17 protein-coding genes and 1 tRNA gene are annotated in these 16,977 nt (G+C 48.6%); 5 read left to right on the top strand and 13 right to left on the bottom strand.

The features are described 5' to 3' along the window. The first annotated feature begins 219 nt into the window (after window positions 1-219). Together CHH60_RS29290 and CHH60_RS29285 are read left to right on the top strand one after the other, a co-directional pair. Entirely contained in the window at window positions 220-957 is a 738-nt protein-coding gene (locus CHH60_RS29290) for a WecB/TagA/CpsF family glycosyltransferase (protein WP_095362340.1), read from the top strand. 74 nt (window positions 958-1,031) lie between these two features. Then, a complete protein-coding gene (locus CHH60_RS29285; RefSeq protein WP_095362339.1) occupies window positions 1,032-1,871 on the top strand; it encodes a helix-turn-helix domain-containing protein in 840 nt (279 codons plus the stop codon). On the opposite strand, the gene CHH60_RS29280 is transcribed toward CHH60_RS29285, so the two are convergent. After that, the gene (locus CHH60_RS29280; RefSeq protein ID WP_095362338.1) at window positions 1,855-2,388 is read right to left on the bottom strand and encodes an MOSC domain-containing protein; all 534 of its coding nucleotides are present in this window, start codon (window positions 2,386-2,388) and stop codon (window positions 1,855-1,857) included. The genes CHH60_RS29285 and CHH60_RS29280 overlap by 17 nt on opposite strands. Before the next feature lie 99 nt (window positions 2,389-2,487). Further along, complete coding sequence (locus CHH60_RS29275; protein ID WP_095362337.1) at window positions 2,488-3,708, bottom strand: MFS transporter; 1,221 nt, start codon at window positions 3,706-3,708, stop codon at window positions 2,488-2,490. Between the two features lie 229 nt (window positions 3,709-3,937). On the opposite strand from CHH60_RS29275, the gene CHH60_RS29270 reads away from it, so the two are divergent. The 3 genes from CHH60_RS29270 (at window position 3,938) to CHH60_RS29260 (ending at window position 5,877) form a co-directional block, all read left to right on the top strand. Continuing rightward, window positions 3,938-4,303, top strand: coding sequence for a DUF1304 domain-containing protein (locus tag CHH60_RS29270; protein WP_095362336.1), 366 nt, complete (start codon window positions 3,938-3,940; stop codon window positions 4,301-4,303). A 121-nt stretch (window positions 4,304-4,424) separates the two neighbouring features. Continuing rightward, window positions 4,425-5,225 carry a DUF4261 domain-containing protein gene (locus tag CHH60_RS29265; RefSeq protein WP_095362335.1) on the top strand — a complete coding sequence of 267 codons (801 nt, stop codon included), beginning with the start codon at window positions 4,425-4,427 and terminating at the stop codon, window positions 5,223-5,225. Window positions 5,226-5,517: 292 nt separating this feature from the next. Beyond that, a complete protein-coding gene (locus CHH60_RS29260) occupies window positions 5,518-5,877 on the top strand; it encodes a hypothetical protein (protein WP_095362334.1) in 360 nt (119 codons plus the stop codon). Window positions 5,878-5,945: 68 nt separating this feature from the next. Here CHH60_RS29260 and CHH60_RS29255 read toward each other — a convergent pair whose 3' ends face one another. The 11 genes from CHH60_RS29255 to CHH60_RS29205 all read right to left on the bottom strand — a co-directional run bounded on the left by CHH60_RS29255 (window position 5,946) and on the right by CHH60_RS29205 (window position 16,966). After that, complete coding sequence (locus CHH60_RS29255; protein ID WP_095362333.1) at window positions 5,946-6,446, bottom strand: GNAT family N-acetyltransferase; 501 nt, start codon at window positions 6,444-6,446, stop codon at window positions 5,946-5,948. Beyond that, window positions 6,443-6,940 (bottom strand): hypothetical protein, encoded by a 498-nt coding sequence (locus tag CHH60_RS29250; RefSeq protein ID WP_095362332.1) that lies wholly within the window; start codon window positions 6,938-6,940, stop codon window positions 6,443-6,445. The genes CHH60_RS29255 and CHH60_RS29250 overlap by 4 nt, the downstream gene beginning before the upstream one ends. 42 nt (window positions 6,941-6,982) lie before the next feature. Beyond that, on the bottom strand, window positions 6,983-7,627 hold the full coding sequence (locus CHH60_RS29245; RefSeq protein ID WP_095362331.1) for a hypothetical protein: 645 nt from the start codon (window positions 7,625-7,627) through the stop codon (window positions 6,983-6,985). Window positions 7,628-7,935: 308 nt separating this feature from the next. Next, window positions 7,936-8,949: a LacI family DNA-binding transcriptional regulator gene (locus tag CHH60_RS29240; RefSeq protein WP_095362330.1), complete on the bottom strand. Its 1,014-nt coding sequence runs from the start codon at window positions 8,947-8,949 to the stop codon at window positions 7,936-7,938. A 126-nt stretch (window positions 8,950-9,075) separates the two neighbouring features. Then, entirely contained in the window at window positions 9,076-9,882 is an 807-nt protein-coding gene (gene iolB, locus CHH60_RS29235) for a 5-deoxy-glucuronate isomerase (protein ID WP_095362329.1), read from the bottom strand. 94 nt (window positions 9,883-9,976) lie between these two features. Further along, complete coding sequence (iolG, locus tag CHH60_RS29230) at window positions 9,977-11,029, bottom strand: inositol 2-dehydrogenase (RefSeq protein WP_095362328.1); 1,053 nt, start codon at window positions 11,027-11,029, stop codon at window positions 9,977-9,979. Window positions 11,030-11,107: 78 nt separating this feature from the next. Beyond that, entirely contained in the window at window positions 11,108-12,583 is a 1,476-nt protein-coding gene (locus CHH60_RS29225; RefSeq protein WP_303621389.1) for a CoA-acylating methylmalonate-semialdehyde dehydrogenase, read from the bottom strand. Window positions 12,584-12,631: 48 nt separating this feature from the next. Beyond that, window positions 12,632-13,642, bottom strand: coding sequence for a 5-dehydro-2-deoxygluconokinase (iolC, locus tag CHH60_RS29220; protein WP_095362327.1), 1,011 nt, complete (start codon window positions 13,640-13,642; stop codon window positions 12,632-12,634). Between the two features lie 118 nt (window positions 13,643-13,760). Then, window positions 13,761-14,657: a myo-inosose-2 dehydratase gene (gene iolE, locus CHH60_RS29215; protein WP_095362326.1), complete on the bottom strand. Its 897-nt coding sequence runs from the start codon at window positions 14,655-14,657 to the stop codon at window positions 13,761-13,763. Window positions 14,658-14,717: 60 nt separating this feature from the next. After that, a complete protein-coding gene (gene iolD / locus CHH60_RS29210) occupies window positions 14,718-16,583 on the bottom strand; it encodes a 3D-(3,5/4)-trihydroxycyclohexane-1,2-dione acylhydrolase (decyclizing) (RefSeq protein ID WP_095362325.1) in 1,866 nt (621 codons plus the stop codon). Window positions 16,584-16,895: 312 nt separating this feature from the next. Further along, window positions 16,896-16,966, bottom strand: a tRNA-Gly gene (locus CHH60_RS29205). Between the last annotated feature and the right edge of the window lie 11 nt (window positions 16,967-16,977).

Here is a 16,977-nt window from a genome sequence, read left to right as displayed (position 1 = left end):
TAGTCACCGGACAATCCTATCGATATATATCTAAATGATAAGGAAAGTCCGTGCTTTGCTTTAAGCCAGCCGCCTGTTTCACAACTGATAACTGAACCTGAACCATATAGTTCTTTGCCAGAAGATCAGATATACTAAAATGGAATGAAATAACAGCATTTGGTACCATGAGTTTGCCCCTATTCATTGGTGGGGCGTTCATCAGAAAGGAAGCAAAGCATGAGCCAAACTACGAATATTATGGGTATTCCTTTTCCCAACCTCACCATGGAGCAGACCCTCACCATTCTAAGCGATGTTGTAGATCGGCGTAGCACTGAACTCTTTCATGTCATTACGGGAAATCCGGAAATCGTCATGTCGTGTCAAAAGAACCAAACACTCCGGGCGATCGTGGATCAAGCCGGATTGGTAACCGCGGATGGGGCAGGCATTGTGATGGTCTCACGCTTCCGAGGCGGTCAATTGACTGAACGGGTAACCGGCTGTGATCTGTTATTCCGCTTATTAGAAGAGGGAAACCGAAAACAGTGGTCCTTCTATATGCTTGGAGCAGAAGAGAAGGTTAGTCAACGGGCAGTGGAAGTCATCGAGGAGAATTATCCGGGTGTAATCGTTAGCGGCAGGCACCATGGTTTTTTCTCAACGGATGAGGAAGAGCACATTGTGGAGGAAATTCGCAATGCACAACCAGACTTTCTTATTGTCGCACTCGGAGCACCGAATGCCGAGCACTGGATCGACAAGCACCGTCATCTGCTAAATGCTCGTATAGCCATTGGCGTCGGAGGAAGTCTGGATATCGTTGCAGGCAAGACCAAACGTGCCCCAGCCTTGTGGCAAAAGCTAAATCTGGAATGGTTGTACCGGCTGCTCAGCCAGCCCTCCAGATGGCGAAGACAGCTTATATTGCCGCGTTTTGCTGTTCGAGCACTGCTGTTCCGAGAGCAGAAGTGACCGGACAACACCCATGTTTTTCTGTACCTGCGAACACAGGGATAGCCACATTAAATACAGAGGAGATGAACAAGATGGAATCCTCAACCCATATCAGCATACCCAGCATGGGCCTGCTTCAACTGAACGAAGGAAACAAAAGATATGAGCTGACACGGCATGCTCCTGCGGAAGCGCTCAGTCCTTTTGTTAAACATTACTGGATGGTATCGTGGGATCTTACAGATCTTGAATCCTATCCACAGCATGTGGTGCCCAATCCCTGTGTTAATCTGGTCGTAGAGCGGGGCAACACATTTTTCTTCGGTCCTTCCGGACGCACATTCTCCTATCTCATTCGCGGAAAGGGGCAGGTGTTTGGCGTAAAGTTCCGACCGGGTGGATTCTATCCCTTTGTTCGCCTCCCTATCTCATCATTGTGTGAACAACCGTTGGAAGTTTCCCGTGTGCTTAACGTCAGCGCAGCATCATTGGAAGAACAACTGCTCACCGATGGCAGTGATGTCGATAAAATCAGTTACATGGATCAACTTCTATGTGCACACCTTCCAGCTGAGGATACCCAAGCGAGACTGGTTCACGATATCGTACAGCAGATTGAACTGAACCGGGAATTGTTGAGAGTGGATGATCTGTCGTCTTTCTGGAACATTCATACAAGAAAACTCCAGCGCCTGTTCAATCAGTATGTAGGAATCGGCCCCAAAACGGCAATCAAGCTCTACCGACTGCAAAATGCAGCCGAACTGATCGACCGTGGTCTTCATTGCGATCTGGTTAAGCTATCTCAGGAGCTTGGATACCATGATCAGCCTCACTTCATCAAGGATTTTAAATCCATTATCGGGAGCACACCCGAGGAATACATTCATTCACGCAAAAACCTGCCCCCAAATATCAGGACAGGCGTATAACTTCAATCGTATCACCAGTGCGAATTGCACCTTCCCGTTCAACCGAGCAGACAATACCACGTTTTTTGCGAGCGGCAGGCACGAATTTTTTGCGCAAACCATCCTGTTCATAGACTTGCTCAATCACTTTCCCTGGATGAACACAAGGGAGATTCTCTCCTTCGCATATCAAACCTGTCCCGTCAGGAAACAGAAGCCGCGTTCCGGCAGGCAGCTCAGTTAAGCAGTCAATGCCACGAACCATCATATTTGCACCAAGCCATTCCGGACGAATTTCGGGAATGTTCATTTTCTCAGCAATGAGTGCACATTCCTCCTCCGACACAATACTAATCTGCCGACGATTGGCAATCATCGTGCCCCGCTTATATATCTTCTGTCTGGAGTCCGCGGGACGCAGCAGGCCATAATGACGGTCTCCCGGAATTCCAGCAAGCTCAATATCGATTAACGGTACAGTCCGCGTAACAAACGTCGATGGATCGTCAGCAAGCAGCACGTATTGAACGGTTCCCATGCCAGTCCCCTCTTTTCCATGAGCAATTCATCTCTTCAAATATATTATTACCCAACAGGCAGACTTCAGCAATCGGCATTTGTTGATCCTGCAAATGAATTACTCCGAGTTCCTCATCACGTGAGATCCGCTAACTCCCTTCCCCTTAGGTAACATCAGCAACAAAATGAACGCACCTGCCAGAAAGAGTACACCACTCACGGTAACTACCGTCGTTAGGTTCAATTGATTCATTAGATAACCTGCGGACGACATGCTAATGACCATCATGCCCATAAACACCGGAGTAACTGCCCCTCCCACTCGGCCAATATAGTTCGTATCCGTATTGCGCATAATCATCGTCTGAATGCCTACATGAATCCAAGGATAAAAGAAACCGTTAATCACCTGAGCGATCATGGTCAGCAAAATGTTGGTGGACCAGCCCATCATGATTGTTCCGAGCGCACTGATCAGCAAACCTGCAGCGAGCAGCACTTGAGGCTGAAGTTTTTTGGCTGCACTCATGATGATTGCGCCCCCGACCAGCATGGCTGCACCATTAACCATGAGTAGCCACTGTAGAAAAGTTTTGTCCTGCCCCAGATTATCGATGACAACAAACAGCATCAACGGTTGTATCAACCCAGCAGCCAGCCCGGCTACCGCAAAAGTCATGACCAGTGCCCGAAGAGCAACATTAGCATACACATATCGAAATCCCTCAGCCAGCTCTTGATGGAAGGAGCCCCTAATGCCTGTAGCCACAGTACCCCCTTCATCTTTAGGTAACCGCGAAAGAACCAGCCCGGATAGCAGAAACATCACAGATGTAAGAAAAAGAGATACTTCGATCCCGTAGTTCTGATAGATGACCGTTCCGATCATGGGACCAACCACCATAAAGACAGCAACCAACGTTTGAAACATGGCCATTACTCCCTGCAACCCCTCACTTGGGACGTGCTGCTTGAACAGCTTCATTGCAGAGGGCTGTGAGAATTGAGAAAAAACTGCTGAAACCAAGGTACCCAACAACACTGAATACCAGGGACCAAACATTAAGGCAACCAGCACAACTACCGCAGAAAGTGAGGAAAGCAGATCACACCACACCATGGTATGTTTGGGCCTCCAGCGATCAGCGAAGGTTCCTCCGATTATTGCAAAAATAAAGATGGGTGCATACTCGGCCACAGAGATCCATGATACGGCCTGCGGATCATTGTTGGTCAGATCAGTCACATACAAGAGTATGGCAAAATTGCGTACCCAGATCCCCAATTGCAGAAGTAATCGGGAAATGACTATGGTCCGTACATATGGATTACGAAACACTTTAACTCCTCCTTCGGATTTTTTAAACAACTATTTATATTATTGTTTGTTTATTTATAGATAATATAATATATAGTTTGTAAATAAACAATCATTTGTTTTCTCGGTCGTCCTATCATATTTATTTTACACAATTTATTTGTGCGAAATTTAATTAATACTTTAAGTTGTGGATGCAAACATTTATACTGAGAAGATAATGAAATAAACTACATAAAAAGAAAGCAAGGTGTTCGTATTGATCGGTTCAGTTTTTGTGGCTCTGGTAGCCATTGAACACATTTACATCATGATCATGGAGATGTTTATGTGGACTCGTCCACGTACAATGAAAACCTTTGGTCTCACACCAGAATTCGCAGAATCAACCAAGTCTCTGGCAGCTAACCAGGGGCTTTACAACGGTTTTCTCGCAGCGGGGCTGATCTGGGGATTGGTGTATCCAGACTCGGTGATTGGTCAGCACATTCAGATCTTCTTCCTGGCTTGTGTCATCATCGCAGCCTTATACGGAGGAGCAACTGCTTCCCGGTCTATTATCGTCAAACAAGGATTGCCAGCATTGATCGCATTGCTCCTGGTACTTTTCCTCTAATCAGCTCTTGAGTGGTAACTTACTTCCCTTATTCATTACAGACCAAAGTATGGTATGGTAAGGTAATAATGGAATCAGTTATACCCCATTACCGTGATGGATTTGGAAAGGAGAATGTCTCATGGGACTGTTTGACAAGCTTCGGCGTCGCAAAAAGGAACCTGTATCTGTAGGCGGAGCCGTCGAATCTTCTTCACATAGTGAAACCATTGTTGGTTTTGTCCTTTTGGAACAGGATGACTGTGATTTTGATCAATTCATCCACACGATGAAGAAGGATTGGGATATTAATATCGAAGAGAGTTCGGAAGAGGGTAACCTTTTCTTTGAGGTAGATGGGATGCAGGTGGTATGTGCTTATATTGGTGCCCCTGTTCCTGACCGGGAAGTAGAGGAGAACGCCAAATTAAATATATTGTGGCGTGAAGCCGAACAAGTTACTTCCAGACATCAATCACAAATTATCGTCTCTGTTCTGAACGCACCGGATGCGATCCAGGGACATATCCTGTTTACCAAGACAGCAAGTGCACTGTTACAGCTTGACCATGCACTCGCCATATATTTGGCACCACTTGTTGTCGAGGCACGTCAGTATGTTGAGACTAGTTATATCCTCAAGCAGGACGAGCTGCCTGTTTCCCTATGGATTTTTATCGGTATGTATCAGAATGCGGAAGGCGCTTCAGCCTATACGTATGGATTGCGTAACTTCGGAAAAGAAGAGATCGAGATTATACATTCAGCCAACCCATTAAGTGATGTATTTGAAATGATGTTTATGACGATGACCTACGTGGTTGAAAATGACGTCACGTTGCACGATGGGGAAACCCTCGGGTTTACAGCTGAGCATAAGCTCCCGATTATCAGTTCCAAGGGAGTAGCTACAGAAGGCAGCAGTCTAAAGATCGGATATTAATTAACATGAAGTCATATAGGAAGCAACAACCCACAGGGGCAAGCTCAGCATCCCCCTATTTGTCTCCTGAAATAAATAGAGCCATCCAGAGCATTAATCTGGGCGGCTCTATTATTTTTGAAGCGGCTATTTCACTCTCATCCGAGATTCCCTAAAATTAACTCTTCTAGTATGAAAATAGTTCATAAGTATTACATAATCTCGAAAATTTGTTTCATAGCCCGATTATCGGGTATAATTAATAGGTCAATAGACTTATATATTACATAATTTTTTCGAGGGAGTTGCCTGTATGTCTGTACGACGTTTGGATTCAAAGGAACCTATTATTGAAATAATCTGGGATGGCATGGTTTCCCCTGAAGAAGTAGAACAAACGAATCGGGAAATTCAAAATATTGCGCAGCAATTGGATAATTCGTTTGATGTACTGGTGGACATGCGAAACATGAAAGCTTTCTCCCAGGAAACGAAAGAGAAAATTGTGGAGCATCAAAAGCTGCTCACACAATGGGGTATGAAACGTGCTAGTGTAGCGGTCGGCAGTGCCATTGCGAAGATGCAGCTGAATCGGATCTCCAAGGAATCGGAGCATCAGACGGAATTCCAATGGGAAACATATGATGAAGCACTAGCATTTTTGACGAAATAGAAGAAGCGTTCCCTTGTGGGAACGCTTCTTCTATGTTCAGATCCATTTAGACTCCCATCCCGTAGTACTCAAAGAGCTGGATGAAGCCGACATAACATGGTGACCGATGTACCACACATCCCAATCTCCTCGAATCCAAAACGCCGGTAAAGTCGGATGGCTGCATTATTCGGATCTACGCTCAGCGACACGGCCTGAGTCCCCCTCTGCCGAGCTTCATCCAATGCCGCCTGCATCAGAAGAGTGCCCAATCCTTTTCCCCGTGCTTCCTCAATGACTGCCATGCCCATCTCTGGTGTAGCAACGTTCACGTAACCGTATCCGGCATTGTGCTCATCATACAAACGTAAAGTGATCGAACCCAGTTTCCTGCCTAATGTATCTACCGCGATATATCCAAAATCCCCTGCTCTTCCCCAGCCTTCCACGTACTTGGACAGTTCTGGAGAATGGACAATCCCAGGTTCCAAAGGTTCATCACCCGCCTGGGTATGCAGTGAAGCGTATAACATCTCCCACAGGAACGGAACATCTTCCGTCTCTACAGGACGAACGTAGTACTCGGTCATGATTCTTCCTCCTTTATTCCCTCAAAGAGGCGCTCCATCTTGTACCAATTCATATCTTGCGACACCTTATAGTCCTGTAGTTTATCTCGCGTATCATTACCGTTATAGATCGTCATTGAATGTTTGTTATATAAGGTGATTCCAAAACCATTGATTTCACGTTCCTCTTTGTTAATCATCAGACGCCACTCATAATAATAGGGAGATTCCCGTTCTGTATCCCTCTGATTGATCTTCTTCAATTCAATGTCTTTATAGTCCTTCAGAAAGTCCTGAATTTCCGCCGCATCCTTGATGATCACTTCCTCCCTGTCCCCCGATGTACTTGAAAATCTCGTGATTTCTAACCGGTCGAATTTGTCCAGCATGGTCATGTGATCCGTAACCTCTGCCCGAAACGTGGTATGCTGTTGAGATATGTACACGGGTATCGCTGTAGCTACTAAGGCAAGTAAAATAACGATACCCAGAATCAGCTTTCTTTTTCTATTCATAAATCAACCTCCTCTCGTTAACCTATATGCGCCTGAATTAATCTATAGTTGGAAAAATCCTGATCCGCTAAAATGTTGTGGATCCTTTGCCCTTTGATTCCGGGCTTCCCATTCTCCTTGTCTCTGTAGGTGTGCTACGTATCCACTAAAACTGAGCTGTAATCGAGAGCGATCCTGCAGCGTACCCAAGACATAATTTTTCACAAGTTCTATTGAGCTGGAATCATGAGAGGAGAGATAACCGGTGTTCTCATACACTTTGCGGAACTCTTTTCGTATCATGTTACCATTTCTGACCTCTCTTACTTGTACCAAAACTCCTGCCTGTGCTGAAATTCCTTCTTCCAGGGCTATATTGGCCGCGTACTCTGCGTCGTAGCACTCCATGATTATTGAAGGTGTTTGTTCCTCTGTGGTGTCGGCCTTCTGGCACTCGTGCTCCTGGTTGATGGGTTCCTTCGATGTTCTCTCACCCGTAAGTTCGGTATATCTCTCTTGAAACTGTTCAGGAGATAGTTTCGTAACTTCCCAGTCCATCACATTAGTTTGAGAAGGATCCTGTGTGAGGGATTCAACTGCTGATTCCGTAGTGATCTCCTTCTGACCAGAAGAAAAATCCAGTAGCAATAAGCCCACAATGAAACATATGGATGCAGCAAGTCCCCACCTTTTGATAAAATCACCCATCTTTCTCATCCTAATATCGTATAAAAATTGGATATCGTATGCTATTTTTAGTATACCATTTCATCCATATATTGTTCTATATTAATACATCCATCCAAACCAACCTATCGACCATTATAGCTACCCTATGTGACAAATAGCTTACCTCCTCCTATCAAGGAGAAACGGGATTACATCATACTAATTGGATTCCATCATGCCATCTGATCCCGTAGTCTACACGGAATAAGCCGAATCCATCCTCCTAGGAGGTTGAATTCGGCTTTTTTGTCTATCTCACTGAGCTGATGTGATGCTGGATCCCTGAATCAAGAATGAGTGGAGACCTCCCCCGTTGACTCTCTGATCACCAGCTCGGGTTTCAGAACCAATTTCTGTGGCCGTTTATGCTCATCCTTCAACTCATCGATTAGCAGATCCACAGCACGATGCCCCAAATCCTCAATAGGCTGGGCAACCGTCGTGAGCGGTGGATTGGTCACGGATGCGAGAATGGTATTGTCGAATCCGATGATGGAGACATCTTCAGGGACTCGCAGACCGTGCTCTTTTGCTGCCTGCAACGCTCCAATAGCCTGCATATCATTACAACAGAATATGCCGGTTGGCCGGTTGGTTTGCTCGAGCAGCACAAGCACCTCCTGTTTGGCTGCTTTTATGTCTGCGGTTGATTCCCTGACCTGGGAAAATTCAAGAGCAAGACCTGCTTCCTCCACTGCTTCGCGGAATCCGCGTACACGTTCCTTACTGCTGCTGACCTTGAGTGGCTCTGACACCACCGCAAGGCGGGTATGACCGAGCTGAAGCAAATGCTGCGCAGCCAGTGCACCTCCGAGCCTGTCATCGATCGCAACGGTGTGCACCGAGAGGGACGGCAGTTGACGAGCAATTAAGGCAACAGGTATGGATTGCTGCAGAAGGGGTGACAAAATCTCGGCATTATCAATACCCGTTCCGATCATCATGCCATCGACTCTTTTTTGCTGAAGCAGGTTTAAATACCGCTCTACCCGCTCGTCCTTATTGTCCGTGCTGCAGATCACGACGCTGTACCCCAGCTGACGGCTCCGGTCTTCTACTGCTCTGGCAAGCTCGGCAAAATACGGATTGGATATATCGGGTACAAGCAGACCGAGCGTATAGGTTTGCTTGCCTGTAAGTGCAGCTGCGATCGCGCTAGGTTGATAGTTAAGGCGCTCCATGATCCCCATAACCTCAGCGCGCCGCTTCTCACTGATCTTCCCTTTGCCGTTAATGACCTGGGAGACTGTGGCAATGGATACGCCCGCCTCACGCGCAATATCATAAATGGTTGCTTTCATTGTTAATTCCCCATCTGTGCTATATACAAGATTCTTATATATAGGTAATCGTTTTCTTCTCATTATGCAGGGGGAAGTCTGCATTCGCAACTCGAAACCACACTATAAGATACTGATGAGACCGAATTACCTTTTCATCAGCCAATCATGGTCAGGGTCATTATAAAATTTCCAGGTTCGAGTCGGGCCCGCCATCACATTAAGGTAATACACCTCATATCCCGGTGGAGCACCTACTGGGTGATATCCGCGAGGGACAAGCACGACCTCACCATTGTTCACTGCCAGTGTTTCATCCACAGATCGATCGTCTGTGTAAATGCGTTGAATGGCAAACCCCTGCTCGGGCTGCACCCGGAAGTAATAGGTCTCCTCCAGTAGTGATTCTTCAGGCAAGGCATCCCGGTCATGTTTATGCGGCGGATAACTCGACCAATGTCCATCAGGCGTAAATACTTCAACGACGAGCAGACTGTCCGCTTCCTTCTGTTCCGGTAATATGTTATGAATCTGGCGTTCCAGATTGCCATACCCGCGGGTCTCTACTCCAACGTCTTCCGGTGTGATGAGACGAGCCGGATATGTTCCTTTGCCCGGTGCCGCACATATGGCTATTTCCAATTCGGAAAGAGCTTTGATCTCCACCTGATCGGAGCTAGAGACATAGACGGAATAAGGAGGTATTTTCTCAAATATGCTCATTCTCTTCCCAACGTTCTCCCACGCATGCGCCCGCGTACTTATATTGGCCAGTCCGCTGAGCAGTACGACACAGAGTTCCTGATCACCGCTCTCACGGGTGAAGGATTGCCCTTCTGCAAGCTGTACTACCTGAAACCCAACATATTGCCAACCAGCAGACTCTGGAGTTACGTGTATAAGCGTGCCGTCCCCCTTCGAATGTGCTGCCGGTTTCACGATACGTTCTGACATGCTGCAGCCTCTCCTTTCTTTGCGCCCTGGCAATCTCGTATTCCTATCCATAGAGAAACACCATCTGCAATAGCTTGAACGCTGAATTGAATTTTTAGGGCGATGCAGTTTGAGATTCCATTGTCACCCCAGTGACTTCTCGCAGCTTGACAGGTCTGCCCTGTTCCATGGACATCCTTGCAGCCAGTGCGATCCGTTCAGCCTGAACCGCATCATGACCATCTACAATAACGGGTGTATCCTTCAGGATCGCTTCAATAAAAAGGGCCGTCTCCTGCACATAAGCCTCATTGTATCTTTCCAGAAAAAAGTGAAGCGGTTTATCCCGCATAAGCCCTGCCGCTGTACTAATCTCTGCCGTATTGGGATGATCGTTTGCAGCAGCTGCACTGCCCAATGAGCCAAACACCTCGACACGCTGATCATATCCATATAACGCTTGGCGGCTGTTATCAATGACCCCGATGGCTCCATTTTCAAAACTCATCGTCACAATGGCTGTGTCCACATCTCCATGCTCTGCAAAAACAGGGTGGATCAGCACATTCCCTTGGGCATATACTTCCTCTACTTCACTTCCCGACAGATAACGTGCCATATCAAAATCGTGAATCATCATATCCATGAAAATTCCGCCAGATACCCGGATATACTCCGCGGGCGGCGGGCTCGGGTCCCGTGAAGTGATTTTGATAATATGCGGAACGCCAATCGTCCCGTCCTGTACGTGGTCGCGCACCCGTTTGAAGTTGTGATCGAAGCGGCGGTTGAATCCGATTTGCAGCTTCACGCCAGCCTTTTGCACAGCCGCCACAGCCGCTTGGGTCTGAGCCAAATCCATACTGACCGGCTTCTCGCAGAAAATATGCTTGCCCGCTTGCGCCGCTTGTTCAATTAAGGGTACATGCGTATCCGTCGAGGAGCAGATCAGCACAGCATCCACGTTCGGCATCGAGATCAGCTGACTGCTGTCTGCCGTTACGACCGAAATTCCCCGTGCTGAGGCCCAAGCCTCCAGCTCAGGCCCCGCAAACAAATCACTGATTGCTACAATCTCGGCATGCGGGTTGCGCAGGAGATTGTCTGCATGAATTTTACCGATCCGCCCGGCACCAATAATGCCAATTCTCACTTTGTCCTTGCCCATTTACGTTATCCTCCCTGTCCCTATGTTCACTCGCTATAGGATGAGGTCTCCCCTTGGTCTGGTTTATGCCTAGGGTTGTTACCAGCGGGCCGTCACCATCTTTTTGCGAGTATAGAATTCAACACCATCCGTACCGTTGGCGTGCAGGTCACCGTAGAAGGATTTCTTCCAGCCGGAAAAAGGGAAAAAGGCCATTGGTGCAGGTACGCCCAGGTTAATGCCAAGCATGCCTGCATCAATCGTTTCACGGAATTGTCGCATGCTCGCTCCGCTACGAGTGAACAGGCACGCCCCATTGGCAAAGTCGGAATGATTCGCCAGCTGGACTGCTTCCTCGAGCGTATCTACTCTAGCTATGGAGAGCACAGGGGCGAAGATCTCATCCTTCCAGATTTTCATGCTGCTCTGAACCTCGTCGAATATGGTGGGTCCAACAAAATATCCGGGCGTGCTTGCCGCTTCATCCTTGCGGCCATCGCGGATCAAGGCTGCGCCTTCCTGTTCTCCGGATTCAATGTAGCTGAGCGTACGTTCTTTATGCGGGCCTCGAATGACCGGACCGAGGAACACACCCTCATCTAAACCATTGCCGATCGTGATGCGGTCCGCTGCTTCCACCAGCTTTTGTACCAACGCATCTGCAATATCACCAACGGCCACGACAACCGAACAGGCCATGCAGCGTTCTCCGGCTGAGCCAAAAGCTGCACTGGTGATCTCCTTCACCGTCAGGTCAAGGTCGGCATCCGGCATGACGATCGAGTGGTTTTTGGCACCTGCGAGGGCCTGCACCCGTTTTCCGTGCGCAGATGCAGTAGTGTAGACGTATTCAGCCACAGGTTGTGAGCCGACAAAAGAGATGGCTTGAACATCCTGATGTTCAAGCAGTCCATTCACGACGTCATGTGCACCGTGTACGATGTTAAGTACACCGTCCGGAAGCCCAGCTTCCTTGAACAGCTCAGCCAGGCGCCCTGCGAGCAGCGGTGTTCGCTCGGAGGGCTTCAGCACAAAGGTATTCCCGCACGCAATCGCCAGCGGGAACATCCAGCACGGTACCATCATGGGGAAGTTGAAAGGGGTGATCCCCCCTATAACGCCGATCGGGTACCGATACATGCCTGATTCCAGCCCTGTGGCAATATCAGGCAGCTGCTTGCCCATCATCAGATTCGGGGCACCTGCCGCGAATTCGACGCATTCAATGCCCCGCTGTACTTCCCCGTAGGCTTCGGCATAGCTTTTGCCGTTCTCCAATGTGACCAGCCGGGCCAGTTCTTCCCAGTGTTCCACCAGCAACTGCTGGTAGCGGAACAAAACACGCGCACGGCGAGGAACTGGCGTGCTGCTCCAGGATGGGAATGCCTCTCTTGCCGTTTGGACAGCGAGATCCACGTCTGCCTGTTCTGACAGCGGGACGTGTGCAATGACTTCCTCCGTAGCCGGATTCATGACCGGCTCGGTTCGGGTTGCCGCCGGGGCTACCCAGGCACCCCCGATCCAGTTTTGTACCATCGTCACGGTTGTGGACGCTTCCGAAATCCCATTTCCCATAGTCTTTTCTCCCTTCGCTTATATAAGTTGCAGCCATTCCTTAGTGATTCAGGACACTATAATCTCGCCCCGATTGCAGCGATCAATATAGTCATTCACCTGTTCTACCGTTGGCATCGCATCCGAGCAGCTGTGACTAGAAATGACGATACTTGCTGCTGCGCTGCCATACGCCATACTGCGTTCAATCGTCCAGTTCTGCATTAATCCGTACAGGAACCCTGCTGCATAGGAGTCGCCAGCTCCAAATGTCTTCACCACACGTGCTGGGTAGCTGTCTGCACGATGGGATAGCCCCTCGCGGGTATAGGCAATGGAGCCCTCCTTGCCATGCTTGATAACAACAATTTTTGCTGAGTAGTCAAACCACTTTTGCGAGGTCACCTGATCGCTGCGCTGTGTATTATGGTCAAATGTCTCCATCATGTCGAATTCCTCACGGGTGCCCAGGATGATATCACATTTTTCAGCTGCAAGGTTGTAATACACTGCTGTTTCTTCCGCCGATGTCCAGGTGTAGGGACGATAATCGAGATCAAATACAATGACCGTTCCATGTTTTTTTGCATACGTTAGTGCCTGAAATACTGCTTCACGAGATGGGCTCTGGGCAAGGGCCGTTCCGGAAATTAGCAGCACTTTGGAATCCTCGATCAGCTGCTCCTGCACTTCACGGGCTTGTAACAGCAGATCAGCTACATGGTCGCGGTACATCAGTATGCTGCAGTCAGTTGGACTTTTGATCTCGGTAAAAGCAAGCCCTGTCACTGCTCCTGTGTCATCGGTTACCACATTGGACGTATCAATTCCGTTGCGTTCCAGATAACTATGGATGAACCTTCCCATCTGGTCATTGGCGATTTTCCCGATAAAGGCCGTTTCCATGCCGAGCCTGGACATGCCAATCGTAATATTGGCCGGAGATCCACCTACATACTTCGTAAACGTCATCGTCTCTTCCATCGGACGGTTAATCTCATTGGCGTTCAAGTCAATGCACAGTCTTCCGATTGCGGTAAAATCCGTCTTCCTGGAAGCAGGAAAGGAAACGTAAGCCATGGCTTAGAACCCCTTTCGTAAATGGAATAGTGTTCTAATTTTGATATGCACATATGAAAAACACCTTCGTTACCTAACCCTATGGAAATCATATTAAACTCATGCCGAATTAGATGGGCTACTTAATTAATGAATTCATGTACAAGAGGGAACGTTTCGCATACTCATATGGATTATGAATGGCAGGATCCTGCTCGCCTTCAAGCATCGCCCACCCATCGTATCCCCGATCAACCAATTCCAGCAGAATCGGTGCAAAGTCAATGCATCCATCCCCGGGTACAGTAAATACACCTTTGCGAATACAGCCGACAAAATCAGATTGTGCTTCCCGTGCCTCATCCAGTACATCCGGACGGATATCTTTCAAGTGGATATAGGCAATCCGGTCATAATGCTTACGCAGCAGAGCAAGTGGATCGGCTCCCCCGTAGTAGGCATGACCCGTGTCATAAAGCAAGTAAACGAGAGTAGGATCGGTCAATTCCATCAACCGGTCGATCTCCTCCGGCCGTTCCACTACGGTGCCGCCATGGTGATGGTATGTCAGTTTCAATCCATGTTCTCGTGCAATGGCACCAGCCTCGTTCAACCCTTCAGCAAGGATGTGCCACTCGGTTTCACTGAGTCTTAACACTTCCTTCTCATGCGGAGTCCGCCGTGGATCAAAATGCAGGGAACCCCCGATCTCTGCTGTACTAATCACCGTACTACCCATCGATTGCAGAAACTCCGTGTGTCTGCGATAGCTGTCCAGCTCTGATTTCCGGTATGCCGGGTCGGAGAGCAATACCGACTTCCACTGGGAAACGAGACGGATATTGCGCTTATCTAATTCCTCACGCAGTGCGGCTGGATCCGTTGGATATTTGCGCCCCATCTCCGTACCAGTCAGTCCGAGTCGCTGAATATCATCCAAAATCTGCTCACACGTCGTGTTGTCTCCATGCTCCTTCACATCTTCGCCGACCCAGTTGATCGGATGAATCCCGAGCTGAAATGGCAGCTTGTTCATGGCTCCACATCTCCTTTATTAGAGTTCAGCATCTTGTCCGTTCAGATATACGGTGCTGAATTAAATGAGCTTTGCTTTGGCACGGCTGGCTTGCATTGCATGATGAGCACTTACCACCTTTTCTTCTGTTGATACCTCCGGCACGCCAACATTCCACCAGGACTCATATCCTCCTGCATTTGTCCCTGGTACAACCGGAATCTCGATAAGTGTAGTCACGCTCTCATTCCTTGCATCCCTGAGCGCCTGCTCCAGCTGTTCTGCTGTTTCTGCTCGATATGCTTGTGCTCCCAGACTGCGAGCATGTGCTGCAAAATCCATCGGCAGGTAATCCCCTGTCAGTCGTCCACTCTCCGATTCCCTATAACGAAACTCGTTGCCGAATCCGTCACTGCCGTGCTCACGCTGCAAATTATGAATGCATTGGAATCCATTGTTATTGAATAGCAAAATGGTGAACTTTTTCTGTTCCTGCAGGCTGGTCACCAACTCGGAATGCAGCATCAGGTAACTGCCGTCACCAACCATGGCGTATACTTCCCGATTCGGCTCGGCAAGCGCTGCTCCAAACGCACCACTCACCTCATAGCCCATACAGGAGAAGCCGTATTCCATGTGATACGTCTTCGGTGCTGCCGCTCGCCACAGGCGATGCAAATCTCCGGGCAGGCTACCCGCTGCACAAACAATGATGGAAGATGGATCAATATTCCGATTAATAATTCCAACGGCGGTGGTCTGTGCCAAGCCGGCTTCGTGCTCTAGTTCATACAACCGATCTACTTCTCGGTTCCATTCACCCCGCAGATCAGCAACCTCGGATGGGCCGTAGCCGCTACGATATCCTCGTTTCTGCATTGCCTTTTGCAAGGCTTGCAGACCTTCTCGTGCATCTGCAAGAATGGCTTCCCCGCCCAGTTTGGCAGCATCCATACCGTTCAGGTTTAGGTTGATAAATGTCACTTCTGGATGCTGAAAAGCGGATCGGGACGCCGTCGTGAAATCCGAGAACCGGGTGCCGACGCCGATCACAACATCTGCTTCTCTTGCAAGCCGGTTTGCTGCCAGAGAGCCTGTAACCCCGATGGCCCCCACGTTGAGTGGATGGTCCCAGGACAGTGCACTCTTGCCAGCCTGGGTCTCGGCAACCGGAATGCCGAATGCCTCGGCGAAGGCAGCGAGCTGAACAGACGCCTCGGAATACAACACACCGCCGCCAGCAACCAGCAGCGGCTTCCTGCCACGGGCCAGCTGTTCCGCGGCCCGTTCAATGGCTGCCTGGACCGGAGGCCGGCGGTCCAGGTAATGCACCTTGCGGGCGAAGAACGCTTCCGGGTAATCGTACGCCTCTGCCTGCACATCCTGCGGCAGTGCCAGCGTTACCGCTCCCGTCTCCGCTGGATCCGTGAGAACACGCATCGCCTGTGTTACAGCGATCATTAGCTGTTCAGGACGTACAATGCGATCCCAATACTTGCTGACTGCTTTAAATGGGTCTGTAGCCGAGACGGTATAATCACTGCTCACTTCGAGCTGTTGCAGAACCGGGTCCGGTTCACGTGTGGCAAAGTTATCTCCGGGAAGCAGAAGTACAGGAATCCGGTTCACGGTCGCTGTTGCAGCAGCGGTAATCATATTCAACGCACCTGGGCCGATCGATGTGGTACACGCGTATATTTGCCTGCGATTCTTCTGCTTGGCATAAGCCGCTGCAGTGTGTACCATACCCTGTTCATTTTTGCCTTGCATGTACGTCAGACTTCCTGGGCTGCGTTCCAGTGCCTCTCCTATTCCTGTAACATTACCGTGTCCGAAAATACCGATAACACCCTTCACGAATTTGGTCTCCACACCATCTACGGAAATATACTGCTGGTCCAGATAGCGGAGCAGTGCCTGGGCCATGGTCAGCCGGATCGTTGTCATGGATTTCGTCTCCTTTCCCTTTATGGGTAAAGCGCTTAATCTACGTTAAGTTTAAGCGCCTTACCCATAAAGGTTAAGCGCTTAATTGGTATAGTATTACATCATGGCTAAATAGGCAAGATATTTTTGTAAGCGTTTTATTAAAATGAAGTCTAATTCGATCTATATGCTGCTAATCAACATTCCACAGGGTGAATTGTATTTGTTCAAGTTCAAAAGGATGTAATTGCAGTGAGTACGTAGTCTTGTGGGTACCCTAAAAGCACAAAAAAAGAGATGATCATGATCATCTCTTTTTTCTCTATATCCGTAAGCGGGTGATGGGAATCGAACCCACGCTATTAGCTTGGAAGGCTAAAGTTCTACCATTGAACTACACCCGCGTAAAATAATA

It is taken from the genome of Paenibacillus sp. 7523-1, from assembly GCF_002276415.1.
Lineage (GTDB): Bacteria > Bacillota > Bacilli > Paenibacillales > Paenibacillaceae > Paenibacillus > Paenibacillus illinoisensis_A.
This window is presented reverse-complemented; position numbering and strand designations above follow the sequence as displayed.

What these genes read in the sequence shown, in the direction of transcription:
- CHH60_RS29290 (WP_095362340.1), top strand. Translation starts at nt 220, where the DNA reads ATGAGCCAAACTACGAATATTATGGGTATTCCTTTTCCCAACCTCACC.
- CHH60_RS29285 (WP_095362339.1), top strand. Translation starts at nt 1,032, where the DNA reads ATGGAATCCTCAACCCATATCAGCATACCCAGCATGGGCCTGCTTCAA.
- CHH60_RS29280 (WP_095362338.1), bottom strand. Translation starts at nt 2,388, where the DNA reads ATGGGAACCGTTCAATACGTGCTGCTTGCTGACGATCCATCGACGTTT.
- CHH60_RS29265 (WP_095362335.1), top strand. Translation starts at nt 4,425, where the DNA reads ATGGGACTGTTTGACAAGCTTCGGCGTCGCAAAAAGGAACCTGTATCT.
- CHH60_RS29260 (WP_095362334.1), top strand. Translation starts at nt 5,518, where the DNA reads ATGTCTGTACGACGTTTGGATTCAAAGGAACCTATTATTGAAATAATC.
- CHH60_RS29255 (WP_095362333.1), bottom strand. Translation starts at nt 6,446, where the DNA reads ATGACCGAGTACTACGTTCGTCCTGTAGAGACGGAAGATGTTCCGTTC.
- CHH60_RS29250 (WP_095362332.1), bottom strand. Translation starts at nt 6,940, where the DNA reads ATGAATAGAAAAAGAAAGCTGATTCTGGGTATCGTTATTTTACTTGCC.
- CHH60_RS29245 (WP_095362331.1), bottom strand. Translation starts at nt 7,627, where the DNA reads ATGGGTGATTTTATCAAAAGGTGGGGACTTGCTGCATCCATATGTTTC.
- CHH60_RS29240 (WP_095362330.1), bottom strand. Translation starts at nt 8,949, where the DNA reads ATGAAAGCAACCATTTATGATATTGCGCGTGAGGCGGGCGTATCCATT.
- iolB (WP_095362329.1), bottom strand. Translation starts at nt 9,882, where the DNA reads ATGTCAGAACGTATCGTGAAACCGGCAGCACATTCGAAGGGGGACGGC.
- iolG (WP_095362328.1), bottom strand. Translation starts at nt 11,029, where the DNA reads ATGGGCAAGGACAAAGTGAGAATTGGCATTATTGGTGCCGGGCGGATC.
- CHH60_RS29225 (WP_303621389.1), bottom strand. Translation starts at nt 12,583, where the DNA reads ATGGGAAATGGGATTTCGGAAGCGTCCACAACCGTGACGATGGTACAA.
- iolC (WP_095362327.1), bottom strand. Translation starts at nt 13,642, where the DNA reads ATGGCTTACGTTTCCTTTCCTGCTTCCAGGAAGACGGATTTTACCGCA.
- iolE (WP_095362326.1), bottom strand. Translation starts at nt 14,657, where the DNA reads ATGAACAAGCTGCCATTTCAGCTCGGGATTCATCCGATCAACTGGGTC.
- iolD (WP_095362325.1), bottom strand. Translation starts at nt 16,583, where the DNA reads ATGACAACGATCCGGCTGACCATGGCCCAGGCACTGCTCCGCTATCTG.